This window comes from Plantactinospora veratri (assembly GCF_036421995.1).
Taxonomy (GTDB): Bacteria; Actinomycetota; Actinomycetes; order Mycobacteriales; family Micromonosporaceae; genus Plantactinospora; species Plantactinospora veratri.
The window spans coordinates 217,191-240,662 of sequence record NZ_JAZGQL010000016.1 but is presented as its reverse complement, the minus strand read 5'-3'; the positions used below and the strand labels follow the sequence as shown (position 1 = coordinate 240,662).

Below are 23,472 nucleotides of genomic sequence, written 5' to 3'. Positions count from 1 at the left end.
GAGCGACGGCCTCGGCCCGGGGCGGGCCGGAGACGACCGGTGTCAGGAACGACGGAGTCGGAGAGCCGGCGCACTGCACGCCCGGGACGGAACAGGTCCGGGCGGCGTCAGTGGGCCGGACAGATCGCGCTGCGAACGCGGCCGTAGTCCACGTGGCGGCGGGAGGTGAATCCCGGCCTCGCGAAGCGGCGCACGGCGGCGGTCATACCCGCCATGCTGCCATATCCGTTTCGGCCGGACCACCGCCGCGAGCGCCGATCCCGCCTGGCGGACCCGCTGTGGTCAGCTTCACGCTACGATTTCGAATATTGGAACGAATGCGACAGATAGCACCTCACCGTCCATAGATTGCGGTTCCGGTCCACCCCGGCGCCGGATCGTCCTGCCGGACTGGTTCCGCCGGGCGACCTGGCTCTGCCCGGGCCTGGCCACCCTGCTCGTCACCGCCGTCCAACTCGACCGCGCGCCGCTCTGGCGCGACGAGCTGGCGACCTGGAGCGCCGCCTCCCGCCCGCTGCCAGACCTGCTCCGGCTGGTCGGCACGATCGACGCGGTCAGCGGCCCGTACTACCTGCTGCTGCACGGCTGGCTGGCGGTCGCCGGGGACTCCGTCGTCGCCCTGCGGCTGCCCTCCGCGCTCGCCATGGCCGGGGCCGCCGCGCTGACCGCCGTGCTCGGCACGCGACTCTTCGGCCGCCGGGCCGGGCTGCTCGGCGGGCTGCTCTTCGCGATCCTGCCGAGCACCTCCCGGTACGGCCAGGAGGCCCGCCCGTACGCCCTGGTCACCCTGCTCGCGGTACTGGCCACCCTGCTGCTGTGCCGGGCACTGGACCGGTCGACGCCGCTGCGCTGGGCCGGCTACGCGGCGGCGGTCACCGGGCTGGGCCTGGCCAACCTGTTCGCGGTCAGCCTGGCCGCCGGGCACGCGTTCGCCGTTCTGCTCCTGCGCCGCGATCGGGTACGCCTGCCGTGGCTGGTCGCCGTGGCCGTGCCCGGACTGCTGCTGGTGCCGCTGGCCCTGCTCGGGCACAGCCAGCAGGGCCGGCAACTCGACTGGGTCGGCCGGCCCGGCCCGGCGGCGCTGCTGGGGCTGCCCGGCAGCGTGGTCCAGGCCGGCATCGTCGGCGGGCTGCTGTTCGGGCTGGCCGCCCTCGGCGTCGCCACCCGGGGCCGCCCGGGTGTGGTAGTCGGCCTGACCGTACTGCTCCCGGCGCTGCTGCTCTTCGTCGCCGGGCAGTTCACCCCGCTCTTCGTACCCCGTTATCTGCTCTTCGTGGTCCCGTTCGCCTGCCTGCTGGCCGCCGCCACGTTCACCCCGACCCGGCTGCCCGCGGCACTCGCGATCGTGCTCGCCGCCGGCCTGCTCGGCGCACCGGACCAGGCCGCCCTGCGCCGCACCCACGAGTCCCCCCGCAGCGCCCCGGTCGACTACCCGGCGGCGCTGCGCGTCATCGCCGCGCACCAGCGACCGGGCGACGGCATCGTCTACGCGCCCCGGGACGGCTGGGCGTTCCTCGACCTGGCCACCGCCTACTACCTGGGTGCCGACCGCCCCCGGGACGTGCTGCTGGTGGCGGGCCAGATCCGCCGGGCCGACTTCTGGGCCACCGAGTGCCCCGAACCCGAGCGCTGCCTAGGCACGGTCGACCGGCTCTGGCTGCTGGCCTGGGGCACCCACCCCGACCCCCTGAACCAACTTCCCGAGAGCCACGCGGACCACCTGCGCACCCGCTTCCGACCCGCCCGGACCTGGACCGTCCCCGGCCTCACCGTGACCCTGCTCAGGCCGGCCTGAGAGGGCTCTTTCCCGGTAAGCGGCCCCCGTCGACCACTGAGGCCGCTGTTCCCCGGAACTGGCTACCGGGACAGCGGCACCACGAGCAGCGCCTCGGTACCGGTGTCGGGGCGGTTGCGGAGTTCGATGGTGCCGCGTAGTTCGCCGGTGGCGAGGGCGCGGACGATCTGGAGGCCGAGCCGGCTGCCCTGGTCGGCGTCGAAGTCCTCCGGTAGGCCCCGGCCGTTGTCGGCGACCGTGACGTGCAGCTGCTTGCGGAACCGGTGCGCCGAGACGACCACCTCGGCCACCTCCGCCCGTTCGGCCGGCCCAGCCGCCTCGGGTGAAGCAGCCACCTCGGCCGGATCAGCCACCTCGGGTGAACCAGCCACCTCGGCCGGCGGCGGCACCGGTCCGCTCTCGCCCTGCTCCGGGAAGGCGTGTTCGACCGCGTTGAGCAGCAGCTCGTTCAGCACGATCACCAGCGAGGTGGCGATCTCCGCCGGCAGTACCCCGAAGCTGCCCTGCCGGCGCATCCGCACCGGTACCTCGGTCGCGGCCACCTCGGCGGCGGCCGCCGCCACCCGGTCCACGATGCCGTCGAACTCGACCGCCTCGTCGCTGGACATCGAGAGGGTCTCGTGCACCAGGGCGATCGAGGCGACCCGGCGTACCGACTCCTCCAGCGCGGCCCGGGCGGCCGGGATGCCGACCCGGCGGGCCTGGAGCCGGAGCAGCGCGGCGACGGTCTGCAGGTTGTTCTTCACCCGGTGGTGGATCTCCCGGATGGTGGCGTCCTTGGTGATCAGGGCGCGGTCCCGGCGGCGTACCTCGGTCATGTCCCGGACCAGCACCAGCGCGCCGATCGGCACCCCGGCGGGCATCAGCGGCAGGGCCCGGGTCAGCACGGTCGCGCCGCGCGCCTCGATCTCCCGGCGCGGCGGCGCCTCACCACGCAGCGCGGCGAGCACCCGGTTCGCCGCCTCGGTCCCCTCCAGCGGGTCGGCGGCGAGCCGGCCGTTCAGCGCCGCCAGGTCCTCGCCGACGAGGTGCGAGGCGAACCCGAGCCGCCGGTACGCGGACTGCGCGTTCGGGCTCGCGTAGGTGACCTTGCCGTTGGCGTCCAGCCGGACCAGCCCGTCGCCGACCCGGGGTGCCGTGGTGGTCTCGCCGGGGTGGCGTACCGGCGGGAACGTCCCGTCGGAGAGCATCTGGGCCAGGTCGTCGGCGGTGGTCAGGTAGTTCAGCTCGAGCTGGCTCGGGGTGCGCGCGGTGGAGAGGTTGGTGTCCCGGCCCACCACGGCGATCACCTCGCCCGCCTCGCCGTCGCCGGAGCGCAGCCGGACCGGGATCGCCTCGTGCCGGGCCGGGGTGTCGCCGTACCAGACCGGGTCGCCCTCCCGCCAGATCCGGCCCTGGCTGTACGCGATCGCCAGGTGCGCCACCTCGGGACCGCCGACGATCCGGCCGACCTGGTCGTCCTGGTACGCGGTCGGCGCGGTCGTCGGGCGTACCTGTGCGACGCAGACGAAGCCGTCGGTGTCGCTGACCGGTACCCAGAGCAGCAGGTCCGCGAAGGACAGGTCGGAGAGGAGTTGCCAGTCACCGGCCACCCGGTGCAGGTGGTCGACGTCGACCGGACGCAGGCCGGTGTGCTCCTCGGCGAGATCGCGCAGCGTGGACACGGGGCAAGCCTGCCACGACCAGCCCCGCTGTGAGGTGTAAGGAAGGGCCCCTTCTTATCGCATTCCGTTGTAGAAGGGCCCCCTCCTTACACCTCATCCGGTGGGCGGTCAGAGTGTCGAGGTGACCTTGTGCAGGCCGCGCGGGGCGTCCGGGTCCTCTCCCCGGGCCAGCGCGAGGGCGAGGGCGAGCCGCTGCACCGGCAGGATGTCCAGCAGTGGGGCGTACCGCTCGTCCACCTCGGGTACGGGCAGCCGGGCGGCGGCCCCGGCGACCTCGGCCGGTCCGACGACGACCAGGTCCGCGCCGCGCTCGCCGACCTTGGCGAGTACCTCGCGCATGGCGGTGCCGCCCGGGCCGGCACCGACGACGGCCAGCACGGGTACGTCCGGATCGGTCATCGCCAGCGGACCGTGCAGCAGGTCGGCGCCGGAGAAGGCGAGCGCCGGGAGGTAGGAGGTCTCCATCAGCTTCAGTGCCGCCTCCCGGGCGGTCGGGTAGGCGTACCCCCGGCCGGTGGTGACCATCCGGTCCGCGAAGCGGTAGCGGGCGGCGAGCTGCCCCGGCGTCGGGTCGGCGAGGGTACGGGCGGCCAGCTCCGGCAGCGCCTCCAGCCCGGCCCGTTCCTCGGCGGGGATCGCGCCGTCCCCGGCCCGGATCCCCTCGACCAGCAGCAGCAGGGCGAGCAGTTCGGCGGTGTACGTCTTGGTCGCGGCGACCGCCCGCTCGTGCCCGGCCGCCACGTCGATCGCGAGTTCCGCGGCATTGGTCAGCGGGGAGTCGGGGGCGTTGGTCACCGCCAGGGTGAGCGCGCCGGATTCCCGGGCCACCCGGAGCACCTCGGTCAGGTCGGGTGAGCCGCCGCTCTGGCTCACCCCGACGACCAGCGCCTCGGAGAGGTCGGGTCGGGCCCCGAAGAGGGTGATGGTGCTCGGCGAGGCGAGCCCGGCGGGGAGGCCGAGTCGGATCTCGGTCAGGTACGCGGCGTAGAGGGCGGCGTGGTCCGAGGTGCCGCGTGCGGTGAAGACCACGTGCTTCGGCCGGCGCTTTGCGATCACCGCCGCGACCTGGGCGATCGCGGCCGTCGAGGCCGGTTCCAGCAGTCGTGCGAAGCCCTCCGGCTGCTCGGCGACGTCCGCCGCCATGCCGGCTCCCGGTTGCGCCACGATGACCTCCTCATGCGCGATTCCCGCGCGTTCCATGCTCAACTCTGCACGATTTGACGCGTCAGAGCAATTCAGCGAGCAGCTTTGCGCAGTAGATCACCAACCGCCGTCGCCATGCCCTAGGCTCCCCAACCCAGGGAAAATTCCACGTACGAAGGGTCGACTCGGTGCCCGAGGGAACAGACGATCCCCGGCTCTCGGCCGAGGGAGAACTCGCGCTGGCCCGGCTGGCGCTGGACGAGGGCGATCTCCGGCACGCCGCCGGTCACCTGGCCGGAGCGATCGTGTACGCACCGACCATGCCCGAGGTGCACGAGGTGCTGGCCCAGCTCGCCGCCCGGTCCGGCGGCGGGGTCGACCTCTTCCCGCTCGACCAGCACCCGTTCATCGGTACCGTGGTGGCCCGCGCGCACCTGCTCGCCGCCGCCGGGCGCCCCGGCGACGGGCTGGAACTGCTCGCCGCCGCCACCGGGCACGTCCCGTCGGCCGACTGGGCCGGCGTGCCCTGGGTGAGCGCCCCCGAACTCCCCGGCCTGCTCGATCCGGACCGGATCGCCCGGGTGCTGATGCAGGTCTGCGCCGGCATCTCCGACCCGGTGCCGGAGACCGCCCGCGAACCGCTCTGGCCCTACCTGCGGCTGGCCCGGCACGCCGTGGCGGCGCATCCCCGGCACGGCCTGCTGCTCGGCGCGGCGTCCGCGCTGGCCCGCCGGGTCGGTGCGGTCGGCCAGGCTGTCGAGTGGGCCGGCCAGGGCGCCCGGGAACTGCCGTCGAAGCTCTCCGAGGTGTGGCTCGGCTACGCCTACCGCAGCGCCGGCCGGACCACCGAGGCGCTCGCGGCGCTGCGCCGGGCCGTCGACCACGACCCCGACGACCTCTCGGTGTACGCCGACATCGCCGGTACCCTCGCCGACCACGGCCGCCTCGACGAGGCGCTGGACTGGATCGACCGGGCGCTGGCCCGGGACCCGTCCTTCGACTGCGCGGTGCACACCGGTCACCGGCTGCGCTTCCGCCGCGACGGCGCGCTCGCCCACCTGGTGGCGCTGGCCGACTTCCAGCGGGACCATCCGGACGACTCGCACGAGCACAGCGACCTCGCCGAGTGCTGCCAGAACCAGCCGTGGCTGGGCCGGGTCCCGCCGGGCACCGAGGCGGTGGCGGTGGCGCTGCGGCAGCGGCTGGCCACCGGTGATCCGGCCGACGGCGCGCGGTTGCCGCTGGGTGGGCTGGAGCCGCCGAGCGCGATGCGGACACTGCACGGGGCAGCCCCGGCCCTGGTCGTCACGGTCGCCAGCACCCCGGAGCCGGATCTGCGCGAGCCACGCCGGCCGGTCGAACACCAACTCTGGCGGTACGCCGGCATCACCGCCGTACCGGCCGTGCCGGCGCCGCCCGACGTGGCGGTACGCCGAATCCAGCAGTTGGCCCACCCCGCCTGGCCGCATCCGCCGGCCGCCTACGACGCGGCGGTCGGGCTCGCCACGCTCGAACTCGACGACCTGCTCGGCCTGCTGGCCCATCCGCCGGCCCCGCCGGAGACCGAACTTGGCCGTACCCTGAGCCGGCACGACCCGACCCTCTGGGTGCGCTGCGTCCAGGTCTGGGTCTGCCTCGGGCTGCTGCACCACCGTACGGACGAGCCGTGGCCGGACTCGACCCGGCGCAGGGTACTGCTCGACCTGGTCTGGGGTGTCGAGGACTGGGTCACCGAGGCGGCCCTGTTCGCCCTGGTCACCGCTGCCTGGGTGGACCCGTCGGTGCGTACCGAGGTCGCCCGGGTCACCGCCGAACGGCTCGGCGACGCGGTCGAGGTGGCACAGCGGCGGCCGGTCACCGTGCTGCGTTCCCTGGCCTACCTGGTGCTGGCCACCCCGTCGGCCGAGCCGGCCGCGGTCGACACCGCCCGCCTGCTGCTCGCCCGGGACGGTTCTCCGGTCGCGCCCCGGCAGCGCCGGTTCGGCCGGCTGCTGGACCGGATGTGGCGGCGGTTCACCCGGCAGGGCGGCTGACCTCCCGGTACGGCCGTCGGATCGTGCGTGGACGACGGCGCGGCGCCGCCGTTGGCGAACAGACGCGGCGCCGCCGTTGGCGAACAGACGCGGCGCCGCCGTTGGCGAACAGACGCGGCGCCGCCGCTGACGAGCAGACGCGGCGCCGCCGCTGTCGGGCAGGGGCGGCGCCGCGCCGGCAGGTCAGCGCACGGGTGGGCTGGCCAGGGCTATCTCCGCCTGCTCCTCGGGAGTGTCGGTCTCGGCGGCCGGGCCGCCGCGTAGCGGGATCTCCTTGACGAACCAGGCCAGCACCGCGACGGCCAGCGCGAACGGTACCGCCCAGACGAAGACCGCGCCGATCGCGTCGGCGAGCCCGCCGAGCACGGCGTGCTGCTGCTCGGGCGGCAGCGATCGCAGCGCGGCCGGGTCGACGCCGCCGCCCTCGCCGCCGCCGGCCATCATCGGTCCGGCGGCGGAGTCGGCGAGCCGGTTGGCGAAGACCGCGCCGAAGAGCGAGATCCCGAAGGAACCGCCGATCGACCGGAAGAAGGTGGCCGCGCCGCTCGCCGCGCCGAGGTCCTTCTGCTCGACGCTGTTCTGCGCGATCAGCATCGAGGTCTGCATCAGGAAGCCCATCCCGACGCCGAGCACGATCATGTAGAGCGAGGACTCCAGCTTGCCGGTGTCGACGTCGAGCATGGCCAGCAGCGCCATGCCGGCGGTCATCACGATCCCGCCGACGATCGGGAAGGCCCGGTACCGGCCCGTCTTGGTGATCGCCCGACCGACCACGATCGACACCACCAGCATGCCGAACATCAACGGCAGCAGCAGCAGTCCGCTGTTGGTGGCCGAGGCGCCCTGCACGGTCTGCTGGAACAGCGGCAGGAAGTTCATCGAGCCGAACATCGCGAAGCCGAGCAGGAAGCCGATCACCGAGATCACCGCGAAGTTGCGGTTGGCGAAGAGGCTCAGCGGCAGGATCGGCTCCGGTACCCGGCGCTCGACCAGGGCGAAGGCGATCAGCGAGGCCACGGCGACGGCGGCCAGGCCGAGGATCTGGCCGGAGATCCAGTCGTACTCGTTGCCGCCCCAGGTGGTGACCAGCACGATCGCGGTGATGCCGACCGAGAGCAGCGCGGCGCCGAGCCAGTCGATCCGGTGCTCGGTGCGGTACTTCGGCAGGTGCATCCGGGTGGCCAGCAGGATCAGTGCCACGCCGCCGAGCGGCAGGTTGACGTAGAACGCCCACCGCCAGGAGAGGTGGTCGGTGATGAAGCCGCCGACCAGCGGACCGGCCACCATGGCGATGGCCATGATGCCGGCGATCATGCCCTGGTAGCGGCCCCGCTCCCGGGGCGAGACCAGGTCACCGATGATGGCCATCACGCCGACCATCAGGCCGCCCGCGCCGAGGCCCTGCACCGCGCGGAAGGCGATCAGCTCCATCATCCCGTCGCCGGGGCCGCCGAGCATCTCCGACCCGGCCATGCCGCAGAGTGCCGAGCCGAACAGGAACAGCACGATCGAGCTGAGGAAGACGGTCTTACGGCCGTAGAGGTCACCGAGCTTGCCCCAGATCGGCGTGGAGACGGTGGAACCGAGCACGTACGCGGTGACCACCCAGGTGAAGTGGTTGAGTCCGCCGAACTCGCCCACGATCCGGGGCAACGCGGTGCTGACGATCATGTTGTCGAGCATCGCGAGCATCATCGCGATCATCAGGCCGCCGAGGACGACCCTGATGTTGACTGGTCTTTCCGGCGCTTCCGCCATCGTGGTCATCGGTAGGCTCTCCCCCTGAGTGTGACCCGCTTACTTGCCGACCGGCTAGTGATTCTACTTGCCGTACGGTAAGTTGGGTGCCGGATGCCCGTCAAGTGATTAGGAGAGGTGGTCCGGGTGACCGGCAGCACAGGCGACACGCGGTCCCGGATCCAGGCTGTCGCCCTCGAACTCTTCACCGAGCAGGGCTACGAGAAGACCTCGCTCCGGGAGATCGCCGAGCGGCTCGGCGTCACCAAGGCCGCCCTCTACTACCACTTCAGGAGCAAGGACGACATCGTCCACAGCTTCGTCTCCGACCGGATCGAGCGGCTCGACCGGCTGATCGAGTGGGCCGCGGAACAGCCGGTCGACGCCGCCGGGCGCCGGGCTACGCTGCGCCGCTACTGCGAGGAGTTCTTCGGCGACGACGGCCGCAACGTGATGCGGTTCTTCGAGCAGAACCAGACCGTGGTCAAGCAGCTCTCCTCCGGCCAGATGATGCGGGAGCGGATGCTGCGGATCGCCGAGCTGCTCTCCCGGGCCGACCCCTCGCCGGCCGGGCAGCTCCGGGCCACGCTGGCGCTCTTCGCCGTACACGGCAGCCTCTTCGCGCTGCGCGGCGAGATCAGCACCAGGGAACGCCGGGAGCTCGCGCTCGGGATCGCCAACGAGTTGCTCGACCGGATCGGCGAGGTCCCCGCCAGGCGCGACGAGCCGGAGTCCGAGGCCGACGGCGCCGCGACCGCCGGAGTCGGCTAGCCCGTCGGTCTCAACCCCGGCTCGGCTCCGGCAGCACCGTCGGCGCGGCGCACAGGTCGAGGCGCAGCGCGAGCAGGTCCACGCCGGGGGCCGGCGACCAGTCCCGTTCCGGGGTACGCACGAAACCGAACCCCGCGTAGAGCCGGTGCGCGGGCGCGGAGAAGCTGCGGGTGCAGATCACCACCCGGGCGCAACCGAGCGACCTCGCCCGGTCCAGGCAGGCCCGGACCAGCGCCTTGCCGACGCCCCGGCCCTGCGCCCCCGGGTCCACCGCCAGCATCCGGAACTCCGCCTCACCCGGGCGGGAGAGTTCGGCGTACGTCGAACCGGGGAGCACGAAGAGCACCGAACCGACCAGTTCACCGGTCGCCTCGTCGGCAGCGACCAGCAGCTCGCCGGCACCGACCCGGGCCGGTACGTCGGCGAGCATCCGCTCGTAACCGTGCTCGCCGTCGAGCTGCCCGTCCGCCCGGTACGCCGCCACGGTGAGCCGGGCGATCGCGTCGAAGTCGGCCGGCTCGGCGGCCCGGACCAGCAGGCCGGTCATTCGATGACGGCGATCAGGTCGCCGTCCTGCACGACGTCGCCCTCGTTGACGGCGAGTTCCCGGAGCACCCCGTCCGACTCGGCCACCACCGGGATCTCCATCTTCATGGACTCGAGGATCACCAGCGTGTCGCCCTCGGACACCGAGTCGCCGGCCGTGGCCACGACCTTCCAGACGTTCGCCACCATCTCGGCGCGGATCTCCTCGGCCATCGGGTTCCCCCTCGTCGTCACTTTTGCCCTGCGACGGTATCCAATCATGCGACGAGCACCGGGGCGGGCACGGCGGCGGACGTCGCCGACGCCGCCGGGTGCTCGGCGGCCGGGCTGCCGGGTGTACCGCCTCGGCGGGGCCGACCGGCGACCATGGGAGGATTGCCCGGCGCGAGCAGAAACGGGCGGTCGACGACGCTGGTCGGCGCCGCCCACGGCAGACAGACGGAGGTCAGCATGGCGAAGAAGTCCCGGAAGAAGAAGGCGCGGAAGAAGAGCGCCGCCAACCACGGCAAGCGCCCCAACTCCTGAACTCGGCGCCGAGCCTGGGCGGCCGGGCGGGGCACGGGATCCGTCGGCGATCGCGGCAACGCTCGCCACAACCCGGCCCGCCCGGCGATCCGCGGCGACGACCGCGGTGCGGCCCTGGTCGGCCCACGGCCGACGGTTGCGCGACGCGGCCGGCCCCGGCCGGGTCGCGCAACCGTCGGGCGGGGACTCAGTCGGCGAGGTACTCCCGGGAGTCGGTCTCGAAGACCAGCTCCGCCAGGCGGACCCGCAGCCGCTCCCGAAGCTCGACGGGCGCGGTCTCGTTGCCGCAGCAGCGGGCGACCAGCGCCTTGACCTCCTGCTCGATACCGTACTCGCGCAGGCAGGGCGAGCACTCGTCGAGATGGTCCCGGATCAGGTTGCGCCGCTCGTCCGCGCACTCCAGGTCGAGGTAGAGGTATACCTCGGTGAGGACCTCACGGCAGTCCGTCTCGTGCGGTTCACCGCAACTCATCGCTCACACCTCCCGGCCAGCCGCAGCGGACCTGGTCGACGGGGCGGACGAGAAGCCCCGCTCGGCAGCGTAACGCTCGAGCAGCTTTCGTAGGTTCCGCCGGCCACGGTGCAACCGGGACATCACGGTGCCGATCGGCGTTCCCATGATGTCGGCGACCTCCTTGTAGGAGAACCCCTCGACGTCGGTGAGATAGACGGCGAGCCGGAACTCCTCCGGGAGCTGCTGCAACGCCTCTTTCACGTCGGTGTCCGGGAGCCGGTCCAGCGCCTCGGTCTCGGCCGAGCGCAGCCCGCTGGAGGTGTGCGACTCCGCCTCGGCGAGCTGCCAGTCGGTGATCTCCTCGGTGGGCGCCTGCACGGGCTGCCGCTGCCGGCGACGGTAGGAGTTGATGTAGGTGTTGGTCAGGATCCGGTAGAGCCACGCCTTGAGGTTCGTGCCCTCTTCGAACTGGTGGAACGCGGCGAACGCCTTCAGGAAGGTCTCCTGGACCAGGTCCTCCGCGTCGGCGGGGTTGCGGGTCATCCGCAGGCCGGCGGCGTACAACTGGTCGACGAAGGGCAGCGCGTCACGTTCGAACCGGGCCCTGCGCTCGTCCGTCTTCTCCGCTGTCAACCGGCCGTCTCCCTCGCCTCGGTACCGAACCGGCGCGGTGACCTTCTTCCCCACCACCGCAGCGTTATTCGGCTGTCCCGCCGAGGATACGCGGAAAGCGCGGGTCGGCGACTCCGTTCGGGCCGGGCCGGCACCCGCCCCGGGCCGGTCGCCGGACGACCGGGAGGGCGGAGCGTTCCGCCTCCGGTCGGGCCACCGCACCTCGCGGTCGTGCTCCAGGCTCCGTGTCTCGGTCGACACCGGGCAAACCCCCTCGTGGCTCCTTTGGCTTCCGGGAGTTGTAACCGCCGCACCGGGCGAGGCATTCCGTTCACCGCCCATCCCTGGCCCCGGCCGTGACCAATCCGACCGGATCTGCCACGGCTGGGACCAGGAAGGGCCTGGGAGGATGAAACCGGGCGCCACATCCGATTCGCGGAATCGCAGGCGGCGTCCGGCATCAGTTGGAGCAACGATCACGCCGGCAGGACAGAAACGGCCGGCGGGAGACCTCAGCCCGCCCAGCCCCGCTCGCGCAGCCAGCCGAGCACCAGTCCGGCCGTTCCCGCCGGGTCGAGCCGCAGGTCGTGCCGTTCGCCGGGCCGCACCTCGACCCGGATGCCCGGCTCCGCAGCCGGTACGCCGAACGGGTCCCGGTCGCCGTTGAGCACCACGGTCGGCAGCCCGGTACGCAGTTCCGCCGCCCGGGACCGCTCCGGTCGGCCGGGCGGATGGAGTGGAAAGGCGAGCGCGACGACCCCGGAGGCGCCCAGCACGGCGGCGGTGCGGCAGGCGACCCGGGCGCCGCTGGACCGGCCGCCGACCACCAGGGTGGGGGTCGGGTCGTACCGGCCCAGCAGCTCGGTGACGACCGCCACCCACGCCTCGTCCAGGTGACCGGCGGGGGCCGGTGCCCGCCGGCCGGCCACCCGGTACGGCTGGGTCACCCTGGCCACCGCGACCCCGGCCCCGACCGCCGCGTCCCGGAGCGCCACCAGGTCCGGCGCGTCCACGCTGCCGCCCGCACCGTGCCCGAGCACCAGCAGGGTCGCCGGGCGGGGACGCAGCAGGTCGACGTCCACCCGGGCGGGGCCCCGTGGAGTGTCGATCTCGTCACCGTGCCGCACGGCGCCACTGTATGGCACCGTCCACCGGGTGACCCGGCGGTCGGCGGTGGACGGGTCAGCGGCGGCTGGAACTGAGCGGGACGAGGGTCAACAGGCGGTCCCGGACCGGTGGTCCGGCGTCGCCGACCGCATCGGGATCACGCTCCACCTGGTCCCGCCAGGCGACCAACATCGCCCGGCGTTCACGCGGCGTGGTCGCTCCCCATACGCCGTGGCAGTCACCCACCTCAAGCGCCCAGGCGAGGCAGGGTCCCTGTACGTCACAGGTCCGGCACAGCGCGACGGCCGAGTCGGCCGGCTCGCTCGGTGCCGGGAAAAATGTTTCCGGGTCCACGCTCTGGCACACCCCCCGGGTACGCCAGGCATCGTCCAGACGCCGCTCACTGAGTGCCCGAAGCAGCCTCGGGTCTCGTCGTGCCGCGGCAACCTCGTGCGGGCGTGGCATCCGCGCCCGTGTCATTCACCCACCTCCCCCGTGGGACCGACGAAGATCGGTGAGTGCCGCTCGCCCGGTGCGAGCCGACACCCACTGCCGGCGCTGTGTTCTATCGCACCACCACGATGCGTGACAAGTGCTCTCGGCAAAGGTGTGGAAAACTGCGGGCGACGATCCACCTCGAAGGGTGGCAAATCGGTGCAGGCAAATACGCGGTTGCGTGCTCAGAACAGCGTCGACGCGACCGGTTCTTCTGGTAACGCGCGCAGCGGCGGGGCGGTGACCCGGGCCAGGAGTTCCGGACCGTCGTTCCGGACGTCTCCGACGCCCCTGCCGACCGGCCGGATCTCGATCTCGGCCAGCGACTTATCGTCCGGCGGCGCGAGCAGCAGGGCCGGGTCGTCGTCGCCGTCGAGCCAGTCGGACCAGCGCTGCCGGGGCAGCAGCAGCGGCATCCGGTCGTGCACCAGGGCCAGTTCGCCGAGCGCCGCCGTGGTGACCACGCTGCAGGTGAGCAGCGGGTCGCCGGCACCGCGCCAGACCGACCAGAGTCCGGCGAAGGCGAGCACCCCGCCGTCGCGCGGAGTCATGAAGTACGGCTGCTTGCCGCCGTCCCGGCTGACCCACTCGTACCAGCCGTCGGCCGGGACGAGGCAGCGGCGCCGGGCGAACGACTGCGCGTACGCCCGGGTGGTGGCGACCGTCTCGGCGCGGGCGTTGATCATGCGGGCGGCGCCCCGGGCGTCCTTGGCCCAGTGCGGCAGCAGACCCCACCGGGCCACGGAGAGCACCGAACCGCCCGAGTCGGGACAGACCCGCACGACCGGCACCGGATCGGTCGGCGCGACGTTGTAGTCGGCGGTGAGCCGCCCGCCGGTCTCGTCGTACGCCTCGAAGAGCGCGCTCAGATCGGCCGCGCTACGGGTGGTCGCGTACCTGCCGCACATGCTCGCCACGCTAGCGCCTCCGGCGCCGGCTGGCCGTCCCGTCAGGCGGGAGGGGCCGATGCTCCGATACGACGCCCCTGCCGACGGGGCAGAATGTACCGGTGCCGAATCTCACGGCGGTCCGTCCGCTCGAGCCCTGGACCGCGCCGACCGCGACCGACCCGGTCGCCTCGACGCTGCGGCTGCCCGGCTCCAAGTCGTTGACGGCCCGGGCGCTGGTGCTCAGCGCGGTGGCCGACGGCCCCTCCACGCTGCGGCACCCGCTCCGCGCCCGGGACACCGAGCTGATGGCCGCCGGGCTGCGCGGCATGGGCGCGCACGTCTCCATTGTGGACGACGAGCGCTGGCTGGTCCGGCCCCGTCCGCTCCAGGGCCCGGCCCACGTCGACGTCGGGCTCTCCGGCACGGTCATGCGGTTCGTGCCGCCGGTCGCCGGGCTCGCCGAGGGGCCGGTCACTTTCGACGGCGACCCGCACGCCCGGCTCCGCCCGCTCGGCCCGCTGGTCGGCGCGCTCCGCGCCATCGGGGTACGCATCGACACCACCGAGGGCGCCAGCCTGCCGCTGACCGTGCAGGGCGCCGGCCGGGTGCTCGGCGGCGAGGTCGTGATCGACGCCTCCGCCTCCAGCCAGTTCGTCTCCGGGCTGCTGCTCGGCGGGGCCCGGTTCGAGCGCGGGATCGTGGTCCGGCACGTCGGCCCGCCGGTCCCGTCCGCCCCGCACCTGCGGATGACCGTGCAGATGCTCCGGGCCGCCGGTGCCGCGGTCGACGACGCCACCCCGGACGTCTGGGTGGTGGAGCCGGGTCGGCTCTCCGGGCGAGGCTGGGACATCGAGCCGGACCTCTCCGGCGCGGTGCCGTTCTTCGCCGCCGCGCTGGTCACCGGGGGCACGGTGACCCTGCTCGGCTGGCCGCGCAGCAGCCTGCAACCGGTCGACACGCTGCGGGAACTGCTTTCCCGGATGGGCGGCGAGGTGACCCTGGGCACCGACGGTCTCACCGTGAGCGGCGCCGGCGGGATCCGTGGGATCGACGCCGACCTCTCCGACGTCAGCGAGTTCACCCCGGTGCTGGCCGCGCTCGCCGTACTGGCCGACTCGCCGTCCCGGCTGCGCGGGGTGGGGCACATCCGGGGCCACGAGACCGACCGGCTCGCCGCGCTGGCCCGGGAGCTGACCGGCCTCGGCGCCGATGTCGCCGACACCGCCGACGGGCTGGAGATCCGGCCCCGGCAGCTTCGCGGCGGGACGTTCCGGACCTACGCCGACCACCGGATGGCGCACGCGGCGGCGGTGATCGGGCTCGCCGTGCCCGGCGTCGAATTGGACGACGTGGCGTGTACCTCCAAGACCATGCCCGAGTTCCCGGCACTATGGTCGACGATGGTGACCGGAGGCGACGGGCGCCGATAGCCGGGACCGATCGGTCCCCTCGCTGGTCGCCGTCGCCGGAAGACGAGACGGGGAGCAGAGCTGGCGGGCAAGCGCGAGTACGACGAGGACGACGTACGGGTACGACCCGGGCGTTCGTCGCGCCCGCGTACCCGGACCAGGCCCCGGCACTCCGACGCCGTCGACGGCTTCGTGATCGCCGTCGACCGGGGCCGCTACACCTGCGTGGTCGGCGACGACCCGGCGGCCGGGCGGGGTGACCGGGCCGACAGCGGGATGGTCACCGCGATGCGCGCCCGCGAGCTGGGCCGCAAGTCGGTGGTCGTCGGCGACCGGGTCGCCCTGGTCGGGGACACCTCCGGGACGGCGGGAGCACTGGCCCGGATCGTCCGGATCACCGAGCGGACCTCCGTGCTGCGGCGTACCGCCGACGACGACGAGACCACCGCCGAGGGGCGGCTCGAACGGGTGGTGGTGGCCAACGCCGACCAGCTCGTGATCGTCAATTCGCTGGCCGACCCGCCGCCCCGGACCGGGTTCATCGACCGCTGCCTGGTGGCGGCGTACGACGCCGACATCGAGCCGCTGCTCTGCCTGACCAAGGCGGATCTGGCACCGCCCGACGGGGTACTCGGCTACTACGCCGAGCTGGACCTGCGGCACGTACTCGTCGGCCCCGGCTCGGACCTCGACGAGCTGCGCGGGCTGCTCGCCGAACGGATCTCGGTGCTGGTCGGGCACTCCGGGGTGGGCAAGTCGACGCTGGTGAACCGGCTGGTTCCGGAGGCGGACCGGGCGGTCGGCACGGTCAGCGCGATCGGCCGGGGCCGGCACACCTCCACCAGCGTGGTCGCGCTGCGCCTGCCGTCGCTGCCCGGCAACCGGCGCACCCATCCCGGCTGGATCATCGACACCCCCGGGATCCGCAGCTTCGGCCTGGCGCACGTCTCCGCCGAAAGCCTGCTGCACGGCTTCCCCGACCTGGTCGAGGGAACCGTCGAGTGCCCGCCGAACTGCGAGCACACCCCGGACGAGGCCGACTGCGCGCTCGACGCCTGGGTGGCGGCCGGCAACGCCGACCCGCGCCGGCTGGCGTCGTACCGCCGGCTGCTGGCCTCCCGGGCCGGAGACGTCGAGTAGCTCCGCCGGGCCGCTACCCGGGCAGGCCGTCGGGGTCGCTCGCGGCCGGGCCGGGGTCCAGGTCGACGGGGCCGCCGCTGCGCCAGTAGACGCCGTCCCGACGGGTCAGCAGCACCTCGTCGACGAGGTAGCGGCGCAGCGCAGCGTAGTCGTCGTACCAGGCCCGCAGCAGCGCGTTCACCTCCCGCTCGGAGTAGCGCACCCCCGGCTCGAAGGTCGTCACGACGTGTTCGAGCAGCAGCCGGCGCTTGCCCTGCGCGGCCGGCATCTGGGCGATCCGGCCGTCCCGGACGAAGGCCCGGAGCACCGCCGCGACGGCCCGGTCCGGGTCCAGCTCCGCGTCCGGTTCGGCGGAGGCGGGCGGACGGGCGCGGACCGCCTCCTTGAACGCACCGACCAGGGCGACCGCCCGGCCGTCCACCGTCTCGACCAGGCCGCCGGACTCCAGCCGGCGCAGCGCGGCGAGCACCGTCCGGGCCGGCAGCCCGGTCCGCTCCGCCACCTCGGCGACCTCGCCCGCGCCGAGCACCACGGCGGCGAAGGCGGCCAGCCGGTCCGGCTCGGCCAGCAGGCCGATCAACATTTCGGGGGACGCGTCGGAAATCGGTTCGGTGGCCACGGCGCGGGATGCTAACGCACCGGGGCGAAGCGGATCGAGTAGGTTTCCGCCATGGCCCGGTACGCGGACGACCTGTCCCTGGCGCACATGCTCGCCGACACCGCCGACTCGATCTCGATGGCCCGGTTCCGGGCCCTGGACCTGCACGTGGAGGCGAAGCCGGACCTGACGCCGGTCACCGACGCGGACACCGCCGTGGAACGCGCCGTCCGGGCCACCCTGGCCCGCACCCGGCCCCGCGACGGCGTGCTCGGCGAGGAGTACGGCGCCTCCGCCGCGCCCGCCGGAGCCGGCTCCCGGCAGTGGGTGGTCGACCCGATCGACGGCACCAAGAACTTCGTCCGGGGAGTGCCGATCTGGGCCACCCTGATCTCGCTGATGGACGGTGACGCCCCGGTCGTCGGGCTGGTGTCGGCACCGGCTCTGGGCCGCCGCTGGTGGGCGGCGACCGGACTCGGGGCGTACGCGGGCAGGCACCAGGCCGCCGCCACCCCGATCCGGGTCTCCGGGGTCGGCCGGCTCGCCGACGCCAGCTTCTGCTACTCCTCGCTGCACGGCTGGGAGGAGACCGGCCGGCTCGACCCGATGCTCGACATCCTCCGGTCGGTGTGGCGGAGCCGGGCGTACGGCGACTTCTACGGCTACATGCTCCTCGCCGAGGGGGCGGTCGACGCGATGGTCGAGCCGGAGCTGTCCCTGTGGGACGTGGCCGCGCTGATCCCGATCGTGACCGAGGCCGGCGGCGCCTTCACCGACCTTCAGGGACGGCCCGGTCCCGCCGGTGGCAGCGCGATCGCCAGCAACGGCAAACTGCACCAGGATCTGCTCGACCGGCTCGGCTAGCCGGCCGAGCGAAGCGACACAGCAGCCTCTATCCTCGCCAGGTGTCCACCGGTTGGTGCTTCCTCGCGGCCATGATCGCCGCTTACGGCGTGGCCAACCTGCTCCAGTCGATGGCCGCGACCCGGACCACCCTGCACCACACCTTCGACCCGGGGCTGCTGCTGCGGCTGGTCGGGCACCGCAGCTATCTGGTCGGGCTGACCTGCCAGGTGCTCGGCTTCGTCCTCGCCTTCCTGGCCCGCCGCGACCTGCCGCTCTTCCTGGTCCAGGCGAGCGTGGCGGCCGGGCTCGGCGTCACCGCCCTGCTCGGGGTGCTGGTGCTCAAGTGGCGGCTGCCGGCCGCCGAGGTCCTGCTGCTGGTACTCCTGCTGGTCGGGATCACCGCCCTGGTGCTGGCCGCGAAGCCGGCGCCGTCCCGGCAGCTCGGGACCGCCGGGGTGGTCGCGCTGGTCGTCGCGCTCGGCGTGATCGGCGCACTCGGTTTCCCGGCCGTACGCCTGCACGGCGTGCCGGGTTCGGTGGCGCTCGGCGCGCTCGCCGGGCTGGCGTTCTCGGCCGCCGCCGTGGCCGCCCGGCCGCTCGCCTCCGTGCACTCGTTCGACGCCTTCCTCCGGGATCCCCTGCTCTACCTGCTGATCGTGCACTCGATCGTCGGGCAGTTGCTGCTCGGCCTGGCGATGCAGCGCGGCTCGACCACGGCGGCGGTGGCCGCGATGGACGCCGCCGGGGCGGTACCGGCGGCGGTCGTCGGGCTGCTGCTCCTCGGCGACCGGATCTGGCCGGGCCGGGAGTGGCTGGCCGGGATCGGCTTCCTGGTCACCCTGGTCGCGGTGCTCGGCCTGACCCGGTACGCCGAGCCACAGCACCAGCACGGCCCGCTGCCCGACCAGCGCGGCCGGAACCTCCCGGTACGCTCCCCTGCGGCGCCACCGGCCCGAACGGGTCCCCGACTGCCGGGGTCGACGGCGGTGCCCGGCCGGCGCCGATCGGCCCCGATCGCACCGGTCCCCCGCCGCTGACCGTCGATCCCCGGAGCCGTCCCGGCCGGCCGGGGCGACCAGCGTCAGCTCGGAGCGGGCTGGCGTCGGCGTACCACCCGCTCGTAGAGGCGCTCCAGCGCGCCGGCCGTACGGTCCCAGGTGTAGCTGCACCGCACCCGGTCCACCGCCGCGTGCCCGTACGCGAACCGCTCCGCGTCGGCGGCGAGCAGCCGGCGCAGCGTCACGCCCAGCCCGCGTACGTCGCCGGGCGGGACGAGCCGGCCGGTGACCTCGTCGACCACGGTGTCCACGATGCCGCCCATCGAGTAGCCGACCACCGGTACGCCGCAGGCCATCGCCTCCAGCGGCACCCGTCCGGCGGAGGCGTACCGGGGGGTGCAGGCCACCACGTCGGCGGAGCGGTACCAGGCGGACATCTGGTCGTGCGGCACCGAGCCGACCAGTTTGATCTGGTCGGCGACCCCGCTGGACTCGGCGACCTCGCGCAGCCGGCGGGCCTCGGCGTGGTTGTTCAGGTGTTCGGCGGGCGGGCCACCGGCGATGACCAGCTCGACGTCCCCGACCAGCCGCAACGCCCGGATCAGGTCCTCCTGTCCGTGTCCCGGCTCCAGCCCGCCGGCGGCCAGGATGCGCGGTCGCCGGTCCCGGGGCACCGCCTCGCCCTCCGGGGCGAAGAGTTCGGTGTCCACGCCCGCCGGCACCACCACCACGGAGGCGCGCTGCAACCCCATCCGGGTCAGCTCGTCGACCTCGTCGGTGCACTGCGCCACCGCCATGTCCACGGCCCGGGTCAGCGCCCGCTCCAGCGGAATCCGCTGCCCCGGACCGCGGTACGCCTCGCCGAGGTGGCGCAGCTGCTCGACGCCGAGGGAGTGGAAGGTCTGCACGACCGGGATGACGGTGTCCCGGACGGCGCTCGCCGCCGCCAGGCCGCCGATCCAGAAGTGTCCGTGCACCACCTCGGGGGCCCACTCCCCGGCCCAGCGTTCGGTGAGCCAGCGGCCGAGTTCCGGCACGTACGGCACCAGCTCGGCGGTGCCGGTGGCCCGGGACGGACCCACCGGTACCCGCTCCACCCGGTAGCCGCCGATCTCGCTGACCGGCGGCGCGTCGGGGTCGTCGAGCCGCTCGTAGACCCGTACGTCGTGGCCCCGCCCGGTCAGCTCGACGGCCACCCGGGCCACGTGCTGGTGCGTGCCGGCGAACTGGCCGCGACGCTCGTGCGGCGGGCCGGCGTGTGCGCAGACGAGGCCAACGCGCATGGGTCACCTCCAGCGACGGCAAGGGCGGGCTAGGGCCGCTCGATCAGAGGCTCCCATTAACCACGGCGGGCCGAGCGGAAACCTGGCAAACCGGTCCGCCCACCCCACCGGCCGGGCCGTTCGTCGCTGACGGCCGGCGTCGCGGGGCCGGTCACCGACCGCGCCGTCGCCGTCCTTCCCGTTTCGTCGCCGGCTAACCGCACCGGCCCCGGCGGGGCCGGGAACGCGCGGTCGCGGCCGGCGGGGCGCCCGGTCGCCTTCGCCCGGTTACGGGTACCCGGCGAGCGGGTAGTGATCTGTCATGCGCGATGACGAGTTTCCGACGCCCGTGTCCGACCCGGAGGCGGAGGGCCTGCCCGGCACCGCCGACGACGACTCGACGGCCGGTGACGACGTCGCGACCGGTCGGGAGGCGGACGGCTGGGATCCCGCCGCACTTCCCACCGACCGGCCGCTGGCGGTGGACCGGTACGGCACCACCGCCGAGGAGCAGGCCGACGGCGAGTCGCTGGACTACCGGCTCTCCCAGGAGCGGCCCGACGTGCCGGTCGAGGACCCGTACGCCGGTACGGTCGACCGGGCGCTCTCGGACGAGGCGGACAGTGACGAGGCCGCCGCCGAGGCACAGCTCGACGCCGACGTGATGGATCCGGGTCCCACCTCCGACCCGAACTCCCCGGTCTCGATCTACGACCACGGCAACCTCGGGGACGCACCGGGCGGCGGCCCGGTCGGCCGGCTGGCGGAGCCGGACGAGGGTGCCCGGTACGACGACGAGCCCGACTCCGTCGCCGTGGACCGGGGTGCGGCGGGCGGCGGCGCGAGCGCCGAGGAGCTGGCGATCAACGAGACCCAGCCCCCGCCGTGACCCGACCGGTCCTCCCGAGCCGGTCAGTCGCCGTCGAGGCCCTGCTCGATGGCGTAGCGGGTGAGTTCGACCCGGTTGTGCAGTTGCAGCTTGCCGAGGGTGTTCTGCACGTGGTTCTGCACCGTACGGTGCGACAGTCCGAGCCGGGTGGCGATCCGTTTGTAGGACAGCCCTTTGGCGACCAGCCGGAGTACCTCGGTCTCCCGCTCGGTCAGCCGGGGCAGGTCGTCTCCGGGGGGTGCCGGCGCGGCGGCGATCCGCCGGTACTCCCCGAGCACCAGACCGGCCAGCCCGGGCGTGAAGACCGCGTCCCCGGCGGCGGTACGCCGCACCGCGTCGAGGAACTCCGCCGGACCGGCGGACTTGAGCAGGTAGCCGGTGGCCCCGGCCTTCACCGCGTCGAGCACGTCCTGTTCCTCGCCGCTGGCCGAGAGCATCAGCACCCGGACCCCGGGCAGTTCGGCCAGCAGTGCCCGGAGCACCTCGACACCGGAGATGTCCGGCAGTTGCAGGTCGAGTACGACCACGTCGGGCCGGGTGGCCGGGGCGACCCGGACCGCCTGCCGCCCCTCACCGGTGGTGGCGACGATGTGGTAGCCGGCCTCGGTGAGGTCGCGGGCCACCCCTTCTCTCCACATCGGATGGTCGTCCACCACCATCACCCGGACAGCCGGCACGCCCTCGTCGGTCACACCGGCGAGCCTAGACGAGCCGGTACCGTCCACACGATCACGTGCGCTGCCCGGGAATCGCGCGGTCGCGGGGGATCCGCAGCTCGACCTCCGTCCCCTCGCCTGGTGCGGAGCTGATCCGGACCGTGCCGCCGAGGTCGGCAATCCGGCCCTCGATCGACTGGACCACGCCGAGCCGCCCCTGACCGGCCGCCTCGGCGAGCCGTCCCGCCGGGATCCCCGGCCCGTCGTCGCGGACCGAGACGGTGACCGCCGCCGCGTCGTCCTCGACCAGTACCCAGCCCCGGCCACCGCCGTGCCGGGCCACGTTGTCCAGCGCCGCGCCCACCGCCGCCGCGACCTCACCGGCGGTTCCGGCGGGCAGCGGCACCGGGGTGGCCGGGGCGGCGATCGAGACCGTGGCCGAGGCGTACCGGCCGAGCAGCGAGCGCAGGTCGACCTCCTGGCGGTCCAGCCCGGTCGGTGCCCGGCTGGCGATCAGCGACCGCAGCGCCGCCTCCTGCTCCCCGGCGAGTCTGGCCAGTTCGGCCGCCTCGCCGTCGAGGTGTGCGCCCCGGCGCTGGACCAGGGCCAGCACTTGGAGGACCGAGTCGTGGATCCCCCGGGCCAACCGCTCCCGCTCCCGGGTCGCCGCCTCCAACTCGACGGCCTGCTGCAACCGCTCCTCGGCGATCACCGCCAGCCGGACGACGTGCCCGACGGCGATCCCGGCGAGCAGCATCAACGCGGCGCCGGTCAGCGACGCCTGGGCGAACCGTTCCCGGGCCACCAGGTCGGTGCCGCCGATCACCAGCGCCGCGACCACGCCGCGCCGCCGCCCGCCGGAGACCGCCCAGGCGAGTACCGGCCCGGCCAGCCAGGCGACGCTGGGTGGGGGTACCCCGTCGTTCAGCACCTCCCGGCCGACCACCCGGGGGGCGGCGACCACCACCGCCAGCACCACGGCCAGGTCGGCCACGAGCAGCGGCCAGCGTCGCCAGGCCGGATCGGCGTACGCGTAGCCGGCGAACACCGTCCAGCCGGTCATGGCCAGCAGCAGTACCGCGCCCGACACCGGATGGGTGTAGTCGCTCAGGTTGCGTACCGCCAACACGGCGACGTAGGCCAGGGCGGCGAACCGGTAGACGGCGATGGACCGCCACAGCGGCGCCTGGAGGCTGCCCGGCGGGTCGCGGCGGCGACCGCCCGGCGCGTCGCTCGTCGAGTCCGACACGCAGAGACCATCGCACAGCTTCGTTCGGCCGGAGGACCCCGCACGCCCGTCCGGGTCGACCGGCCGGCCCGGATGCGCAGCTACATACCCTGACGTAGGGTGGGAAAGCCACGAAAGGACTCGACGACCAGCGGTGGGACGGCCATGAGCGACATTGACCCCCTCGCGCCCACTGCTGTCGCGCCCGATGCGGCGCCTCCGCTGCTCACCGAGACCTTCGACGGCGACCGGGTGACCGAGATCCGGCACGCCGTCGCGGCACGCGCCGAGGCGGCCGGGCTCAGCGGCGCCCGCCTGGACGACTTCGTGCTGGCCGTCAACGAGCTGATGACCAACGCGGTACGGCACGGCGGCGGGCAGGGCTGGCTGCGGCTGTGGCGTACCGGAGAGATCCTCTACTGCCTCGTCTCCGACACCGGTGCCGGGATCGGGGCCGACCGGCTCGACGACCGGCGGCGCCCCCTGCCCGAAATCGCCGGCGGTTGGGGACTCTGGCTGGCCCGGCAGCTCAGCGACGAGATGGTGGTCGACAGCGGTCCGGCGGGCACCACCGTGCGGATCAGCGCCCACCTGGACGACACCGGGACCGAGCGGCCGACGGGGTGACTCCGGCTCCCGGGCCGGATGACGACGGCCCGGGCGCCGGGTACGGT

General features: G+C 73.8%; 24 protein-coding genes. 10 read left to right on the top strand and 14 right to left on the bottom strand.

The window, feature by feature from the left end; all coding sequences use genetic code 11:
* Window positions 1-376 precede the first annotated feature (376 nt).
* On the top strand, window positions 377-1,795 hold the full coding sequence (locus V1634_RS21805; RefSeq protein WP_407951825.1) for a glycosyltransferase family 39 protein: 1,419 nt from the start codon (window positions 377-379) through the stop codon (window positions 1,793-1,795).
* Window positions 1,796-1,857: 62 nt separating this feature from the next.
* On the opposite strand, the gene V1634_RS21800 is transcribed toward V1634_RS21805, so the two are convergent.
* Together V1634_RS21800 and V1634_RS21795 are read right to left on the bottom strand one after the other, a co-directional pair.
* A complete protein-coding gene (locus V1634_RS21800; protein ID WP_331209730.1) occupies window positions 1,858-3,459 on the bottom strand; it encodes a histidine kinase N-terminal domain-containing protein in 1,602 nt (533 codons plus the stop codon).
* Between the two features lie 108 nt (window positions 3,460-3,567).
* Entirely contained in the window at window positions 3,568-4,602 is a 1,035-nt protein-coding gene (locus V1634_RS21795) for an SIS domain-containing protein (RefSeq protein WP_331209762.1), read from the bottom strand.
* Window positions 4,603-4,790: 188 nt separating this feature from the next.
* Here V1634_RS21795 and V1634_RS21790 point away from each other — a divergent pair, with 188 nt between their 5' ends.
* Complete coding sequence (locus V1634_RS21790; protein WP_331209729.1) at window positions 4,791-6,635, top strand: tetratricopeptide repeat protein; 1,845 nt, start codon at window positions 4,791-4,793, stop codon at window positions 6,633-6,635.
* Window positions 6,636-6,818: 183 nt separating this feature from the next.
* On the opposite strand, the gene V1634_RS21785 is transcribed toward V1634_RS21790, so the two are convergent.
* Entirely contained in the window at window positions 6,819-8,402 is a 1,584-nt protein-coding gene (locus V1634_RS21785; protein WP_407951821.1) for an MDR family MFS transporter, read from the bottom strand.
* A 117-nt stretch (window positions 8,403-8,519) separates the two neighbouring features.
* Here V1634_RS21785 and V1634_RS21780 point away from each other — a divergent pair, with 117 nt between their 5' ends.
* Window positions 8,520-9,143: a TetR/AcrR family transcriptional regulator gene (locus V1634_RS21780; RefSeq protein WP_331209728.1), complete on the top strand. Its 624-nt coding sequence runs from the start codon at window positions 8,520-8,522 to the stop codon at window positions 9,141-9,143.
* A 10-nt stretch (window positions 9,144-9,153) separates the two neighbouring features.
* On the opposite strand, the gene V1634_RS21775 is transcribed toward V1634_RS21780, so the two are convergent.
* Complete coding sequence (locus tag V1634_RS21775) at window positions 9,154-9,690, bottom strand: GNAT family N-acetyltransferase (protein ID WP_331209727.1); 537 nt, start codon at window positions 9,688-9,690, stop codon at window positions 9,154-9,156.
* A complete protein-coding gene (locus tag V1634_RS21770) occupies window positions 9,687-9,902 on the bottom strand; it encodes a biotin/lipoyl-binding carrier protein (RefSeq protein ID WP_101369757.1) in 216 nt (71 codons plus the stop codon). The genes V1634_RS21775 and V1634_RS21770 overlap by 4 nt, the downstream gene beginning before the upstream one ends.
* A gap of 237 nt (window positions 9,903-10,139) precedes the next feature.
* Between V1634_RS21770 and V1634_RS35505 the strand changes: the two genes are divergently transcribed.
* A complete protein-coding gene (locus tag V1634_RS35505) occupies window positions 10,140-10,214 on the top strand; it encodes a 50S ribosomal protein bL37 (RefSeq protein ID WP_369814844.1) in 75 nt (24 codons plus the stop codon).
* A gap of 187 nt (window positions 10,215-10,401) precedes the next feature.
* Here V1634_RS35505 and rsrA read toward each other — a convergent pair whose 3' ends face one another.
* The 5 genes from rsrA to V1634_RS21740 all read right to left on the bottom strand — a co-directional run bounded on the left by rsrA (window position 10,402) and on the right by V1634_RS21740 (window position 13,790).
* Window positions 10,402-10,686 (bottom strand): mycothiol system anti-sigma-R factor, encoded by a 285-nt coding sequence (gene rsrA, locus V1634_RS21760; RefSeq protein WP_203859078.1) that lies wholly within the window; start codon window positions 10,684-10,686, stop codon window positions 10,402-10,404.
* A 3-nt stretch (window positions 10,687-10,689) separates the two neighbouring features.
* Entirely contained in the window at window positions 10,690-11,541 is an 852-nt protein-coding gene (locus V1634_RS21755; RefSeq protein WP_331209725.1) for a sigma-70 family RNA polymerase sigma factor, read from the bottom strand.
* Window positions 11,542-11,792: 251 nt separating this feature from the next.
* Window positions 11,793-12,407: an alpha/beta hydrolase family protein gene (locus V1634_RS21750; RefSeq protein WP_331209724.1), complete on the bottom strand. Its 615-nt coding sequence runs from the start codon at window positions 12,405-12,407 to the stop codon at window positions 11,793-11,795.
* A gap of 55 nt (window positions 12,408-12,462) precedes the next feature.
* The gene (locus V1634_RS21745) at window positions 12,463-12,867 is read right to left on the bottom strand and encodes a WhiB family transcriptional regulator (protein ID WP_203859080.1); all 405 of its coding nucleotides are present in this window, start codon (window positions 12,865-12,867) and stop codon (window positions 12,463-12,465) included.
* Between the two features lie 200 nt (window positions 12,868-13,067).
* On the bottom strand, window positions 13,068-13,790 hold the full coding sequence (locus V1634_RS21740) for an SOS response-associated peptidase (RefSeq protein WP_331209723.1): 723 nt from the start codon (window positions 13,788-13,790) through the stop codon (window positions 13,068-13,070).
* Between the two features lie 101 nt (window positions 13,791-13,891).
* On the opposite strand from V1634_RS21740, the gene aroA reads away from it, so the two are divergent.
* Window positions 13,892-15,202 (top strand): 3-phosphoshikimate 1-carboxyvinyltransferase, encoded by a 1,311-nt coding sequence (aroA, locus tag V1634_RS21735; protein ID WP_331209722.1) that lies wholly within the window; start codon window positions 13,892-13,894, stop codon window positions 15,200-15,202.
* A 171-nt stretch (window positions 15,203-15,373) separates the two neighbouring features.
* On the top strand, window positions 15,374-16,321 hold the full coding sequence (gene rsgA, locus V1634_RS21730) for a ribosome small subunit-dependent GTPase A (RefSeq protein ID WP_331209721.1): 948 nt from the start codon (window positions 15,374-15,376) through the stop codon (window positions 16,319-16,321).
* Between the two features lie 13 nt (window positions 16,322-16,334).
* Here the strand turns inward: rsgA and V1634_RS21725 are convergent, their stop codons facing one another.
* Window positions 16,335-16,940, bottom strand: a complete 606-nt coding sequence (locus V1634_RS21725) for a DUF2087 domain-containing protein (RefSeq protein ID WP_331209720.1) — start codon at window positions 16,938-16,940, stop codon at window positions 16,335-16,337.
* A 51-nt stretch (window positions 16,941-16,991) separates the two neighbouring features.
* Between V1634_RS21725 and hisN the strand changes: the two genes are divergently transcribed.
* Window positions 16,992-17,783, top strand: coding sequence for a histidinol-phosphatase (gene hisN / locus V1634_RS21720; protein ID WP_331209719.1), 792 nt, complete (start codon window positions 16,992-16,994; stop codon window positions 17,781-17,783).
* Between the two features lie 71 nt (window positions 17,784-17,854).
* The gene (locus V1634_RS21715; protein ID WP_331209760.1) at window positions 17,855-18,802 is read left to right on the top strand and encodes a hypothetical protein; all 948 of its coding nucleotides are present in this window, start codon (window positions 17,855-17,857) and stop codon (window positions 18,800-18,802) included.
* A gap of 44 nt (window positions 18,803-18,846) precedes the next feature.
* On the opposite strand, the gene V1634_RS21710 is transcribed toward V1634_RS21715, so the two are convergent.
* Window positions 18,847-20,046: a glycosyltransferase gene (locus V1634_RS21710; RefSeq protein ID WP_331209718.1), complete on the bottom strand. Its 1,200-nt coding sequence runs from the start codon at window positions 20,044-20,046 to the stop codon at window positions 18,847-18,849.
* Window positions 20,047-20,347: 301 nt separating this feature from the next.
* Between V1634_RS21710 and V1634_RS21705 the strand changes: the two genes are divergently transcribed.
* A complete protein-coding gene (locus V1634_RS21705; RefSeq protein ID WP_331209717.1) occupies window positions 20,348-20,914 on the top strand; it encodes a DUF5709 domain-containing protein in 567 nt (188 codons plus the stop codon).
* A 23-nt stretch (window positions 20,915-20,937) separates the two neighbouring features.
* Here the strand turns inward: V1634_RS21705 and V1634_RS21700 are convergent, their stop codons facing one another.
* Together V1634_RS21700 and macS are read right to left on the bottom strand one after the other, a co-directional pair.
* The gene (locus tag V1634_RS21700; RefSeq protein ID WP_331209759.1) at window positions 20,938-21,573 is read right to left on the bottom strand and encodes a response regulator transcription factor; all 636 of its coding nucleotides are present in this window, start codon (window positions 21,571-21,573) and stop codon (window positions 20,938-20,940) included.
* A 70-nt stretch (window positions 21,574-21,643) separates the two neighbouring features.
* Entirely contained in the window at window positions 21,644-22,819 is a 1,176-nt protein-coding gene (gene macS / locus V1634_RS21695; protein ID WP_331209716.1) for a MacS family sensor histidine kinase, read from the bottom strand.
* Between the two features lie 144 nt (window positions 22,820-22,963).
* Here macS and V1634_RS21690 point away from each other — a divergent pair, with 144 nt between their 5' ends.
* Window positions 22,964-23,425: an ATP-binding protein gene (locus V1634_RS21690; protein ID WP_331209715.1), complete on the top strand. Its 462-nt coding sequence runs from the start codon at window positions 22,964-22,966 to the stop codon at window positions 23,423-23,425.
* The last annotated feature ends 47 nt before the right edge of the window (window positions 23,426-23,472 follow it).

What these genes read in the sequence shown, in the direction of transcription:
- rsrA (WP_203859078.1), bottom strand. Translation starts at nt 10,686, where the DNA reads ATGAGTTGCGGTGAACCGCACGAGACGGACTGCCGTGAGGTCCTCACC.
- V1634_RS21770 (WP_101369757.1), bottom strand. Translation starts at nt 9,902, where the DNA reads ATGGCCGAGGAGATCCGCGCCGAGATGGTGGCGAACGTCTGGAAGGTC.
- V1634_RS21745 (WP_203859080.1), bottom strand. Translation starts at nt 12,867, where the DNA reads ATGACACGGGCGCGGATGCCACGCCCGCACGAGGTTGCCGCGGCACGA.
- hisN (WP_331209719.1), top strand. Translation starts at nt 16,992, where the DNA reads ATGGCCCGGTACGCGGACGACCTGTCCCTGGCGCACATGCTCGCCGAC.
- V1634_RS21705 (WP_331209717.1), top strand. Translation starts at nt 20,348, where the DNA reads ATGCGCGATGACGAGTTTCCGACGCCCGTGTCCGACCCGGAGGCGGAG.
- V1634_RS21710 (WP_331209718.1), bottom strand. Translation starts at nt 20,046, where the DNA reads ATGCGCGTTGGCCTCGTCTGCGCACACGCCGGCCCGCCGCACGAGCGT.
- V1634_RS21690 (WP_331209715.1), top strand. Translation starts at nt 22,964, where the DNA reads ATGAGCGACATTGACCCCCTCGCGCCCACTGCTGTCGCGCCCGATGCG.
- V1634_RS21740 (WP_331209723.1), bottom strand. Translation starts at nt 13,790, where the DNA reads ATGTGCGGCAGGTACGCGACCACCCGTAGCGCGGCCGATCTGAGCGCG.
- V1634_RS21775 (WP_331209727.1), bottom strand. Translation starts at nt 9,690, where the DNA reads ATGACCGGCCTGCTGGTCCGGGCCGCCGAGCCGGCCGACTTCGACGCG.
- V1634_RS21795 (WP_331209762.1), bottom strand. Translation starts at nt 4,602, where the DNA reads ATGGCGGCGGACGTCGCCGAGCAGCCGGAGGGCTTCGCACGACTGCTG.
- V1634_RS21715 (WP_331209760.1), top strand. Translation starts at nt 17,855, where the DNA reads ATGATCGCCGCTTACGGCGTGGCCAACCTGCTCCAGTCGATGGCCGCG.
- V1634_RS21700 (WP_331209759.1), bottom strand. Translation starts at nt 21,573, where the DNA reads ATGGTGGTGGACGACCATCCGATGTGGAGAGAAGGGGTGGCCCGCGAC.
- V1634_RS21785 (WP_407951821.1), bottom strand. Translation starts at nt 8,402, where the DNA reads ATGACCACGATGGCGGAAGCGCCGGAAAGACCAGTCAACATCAGGGTC.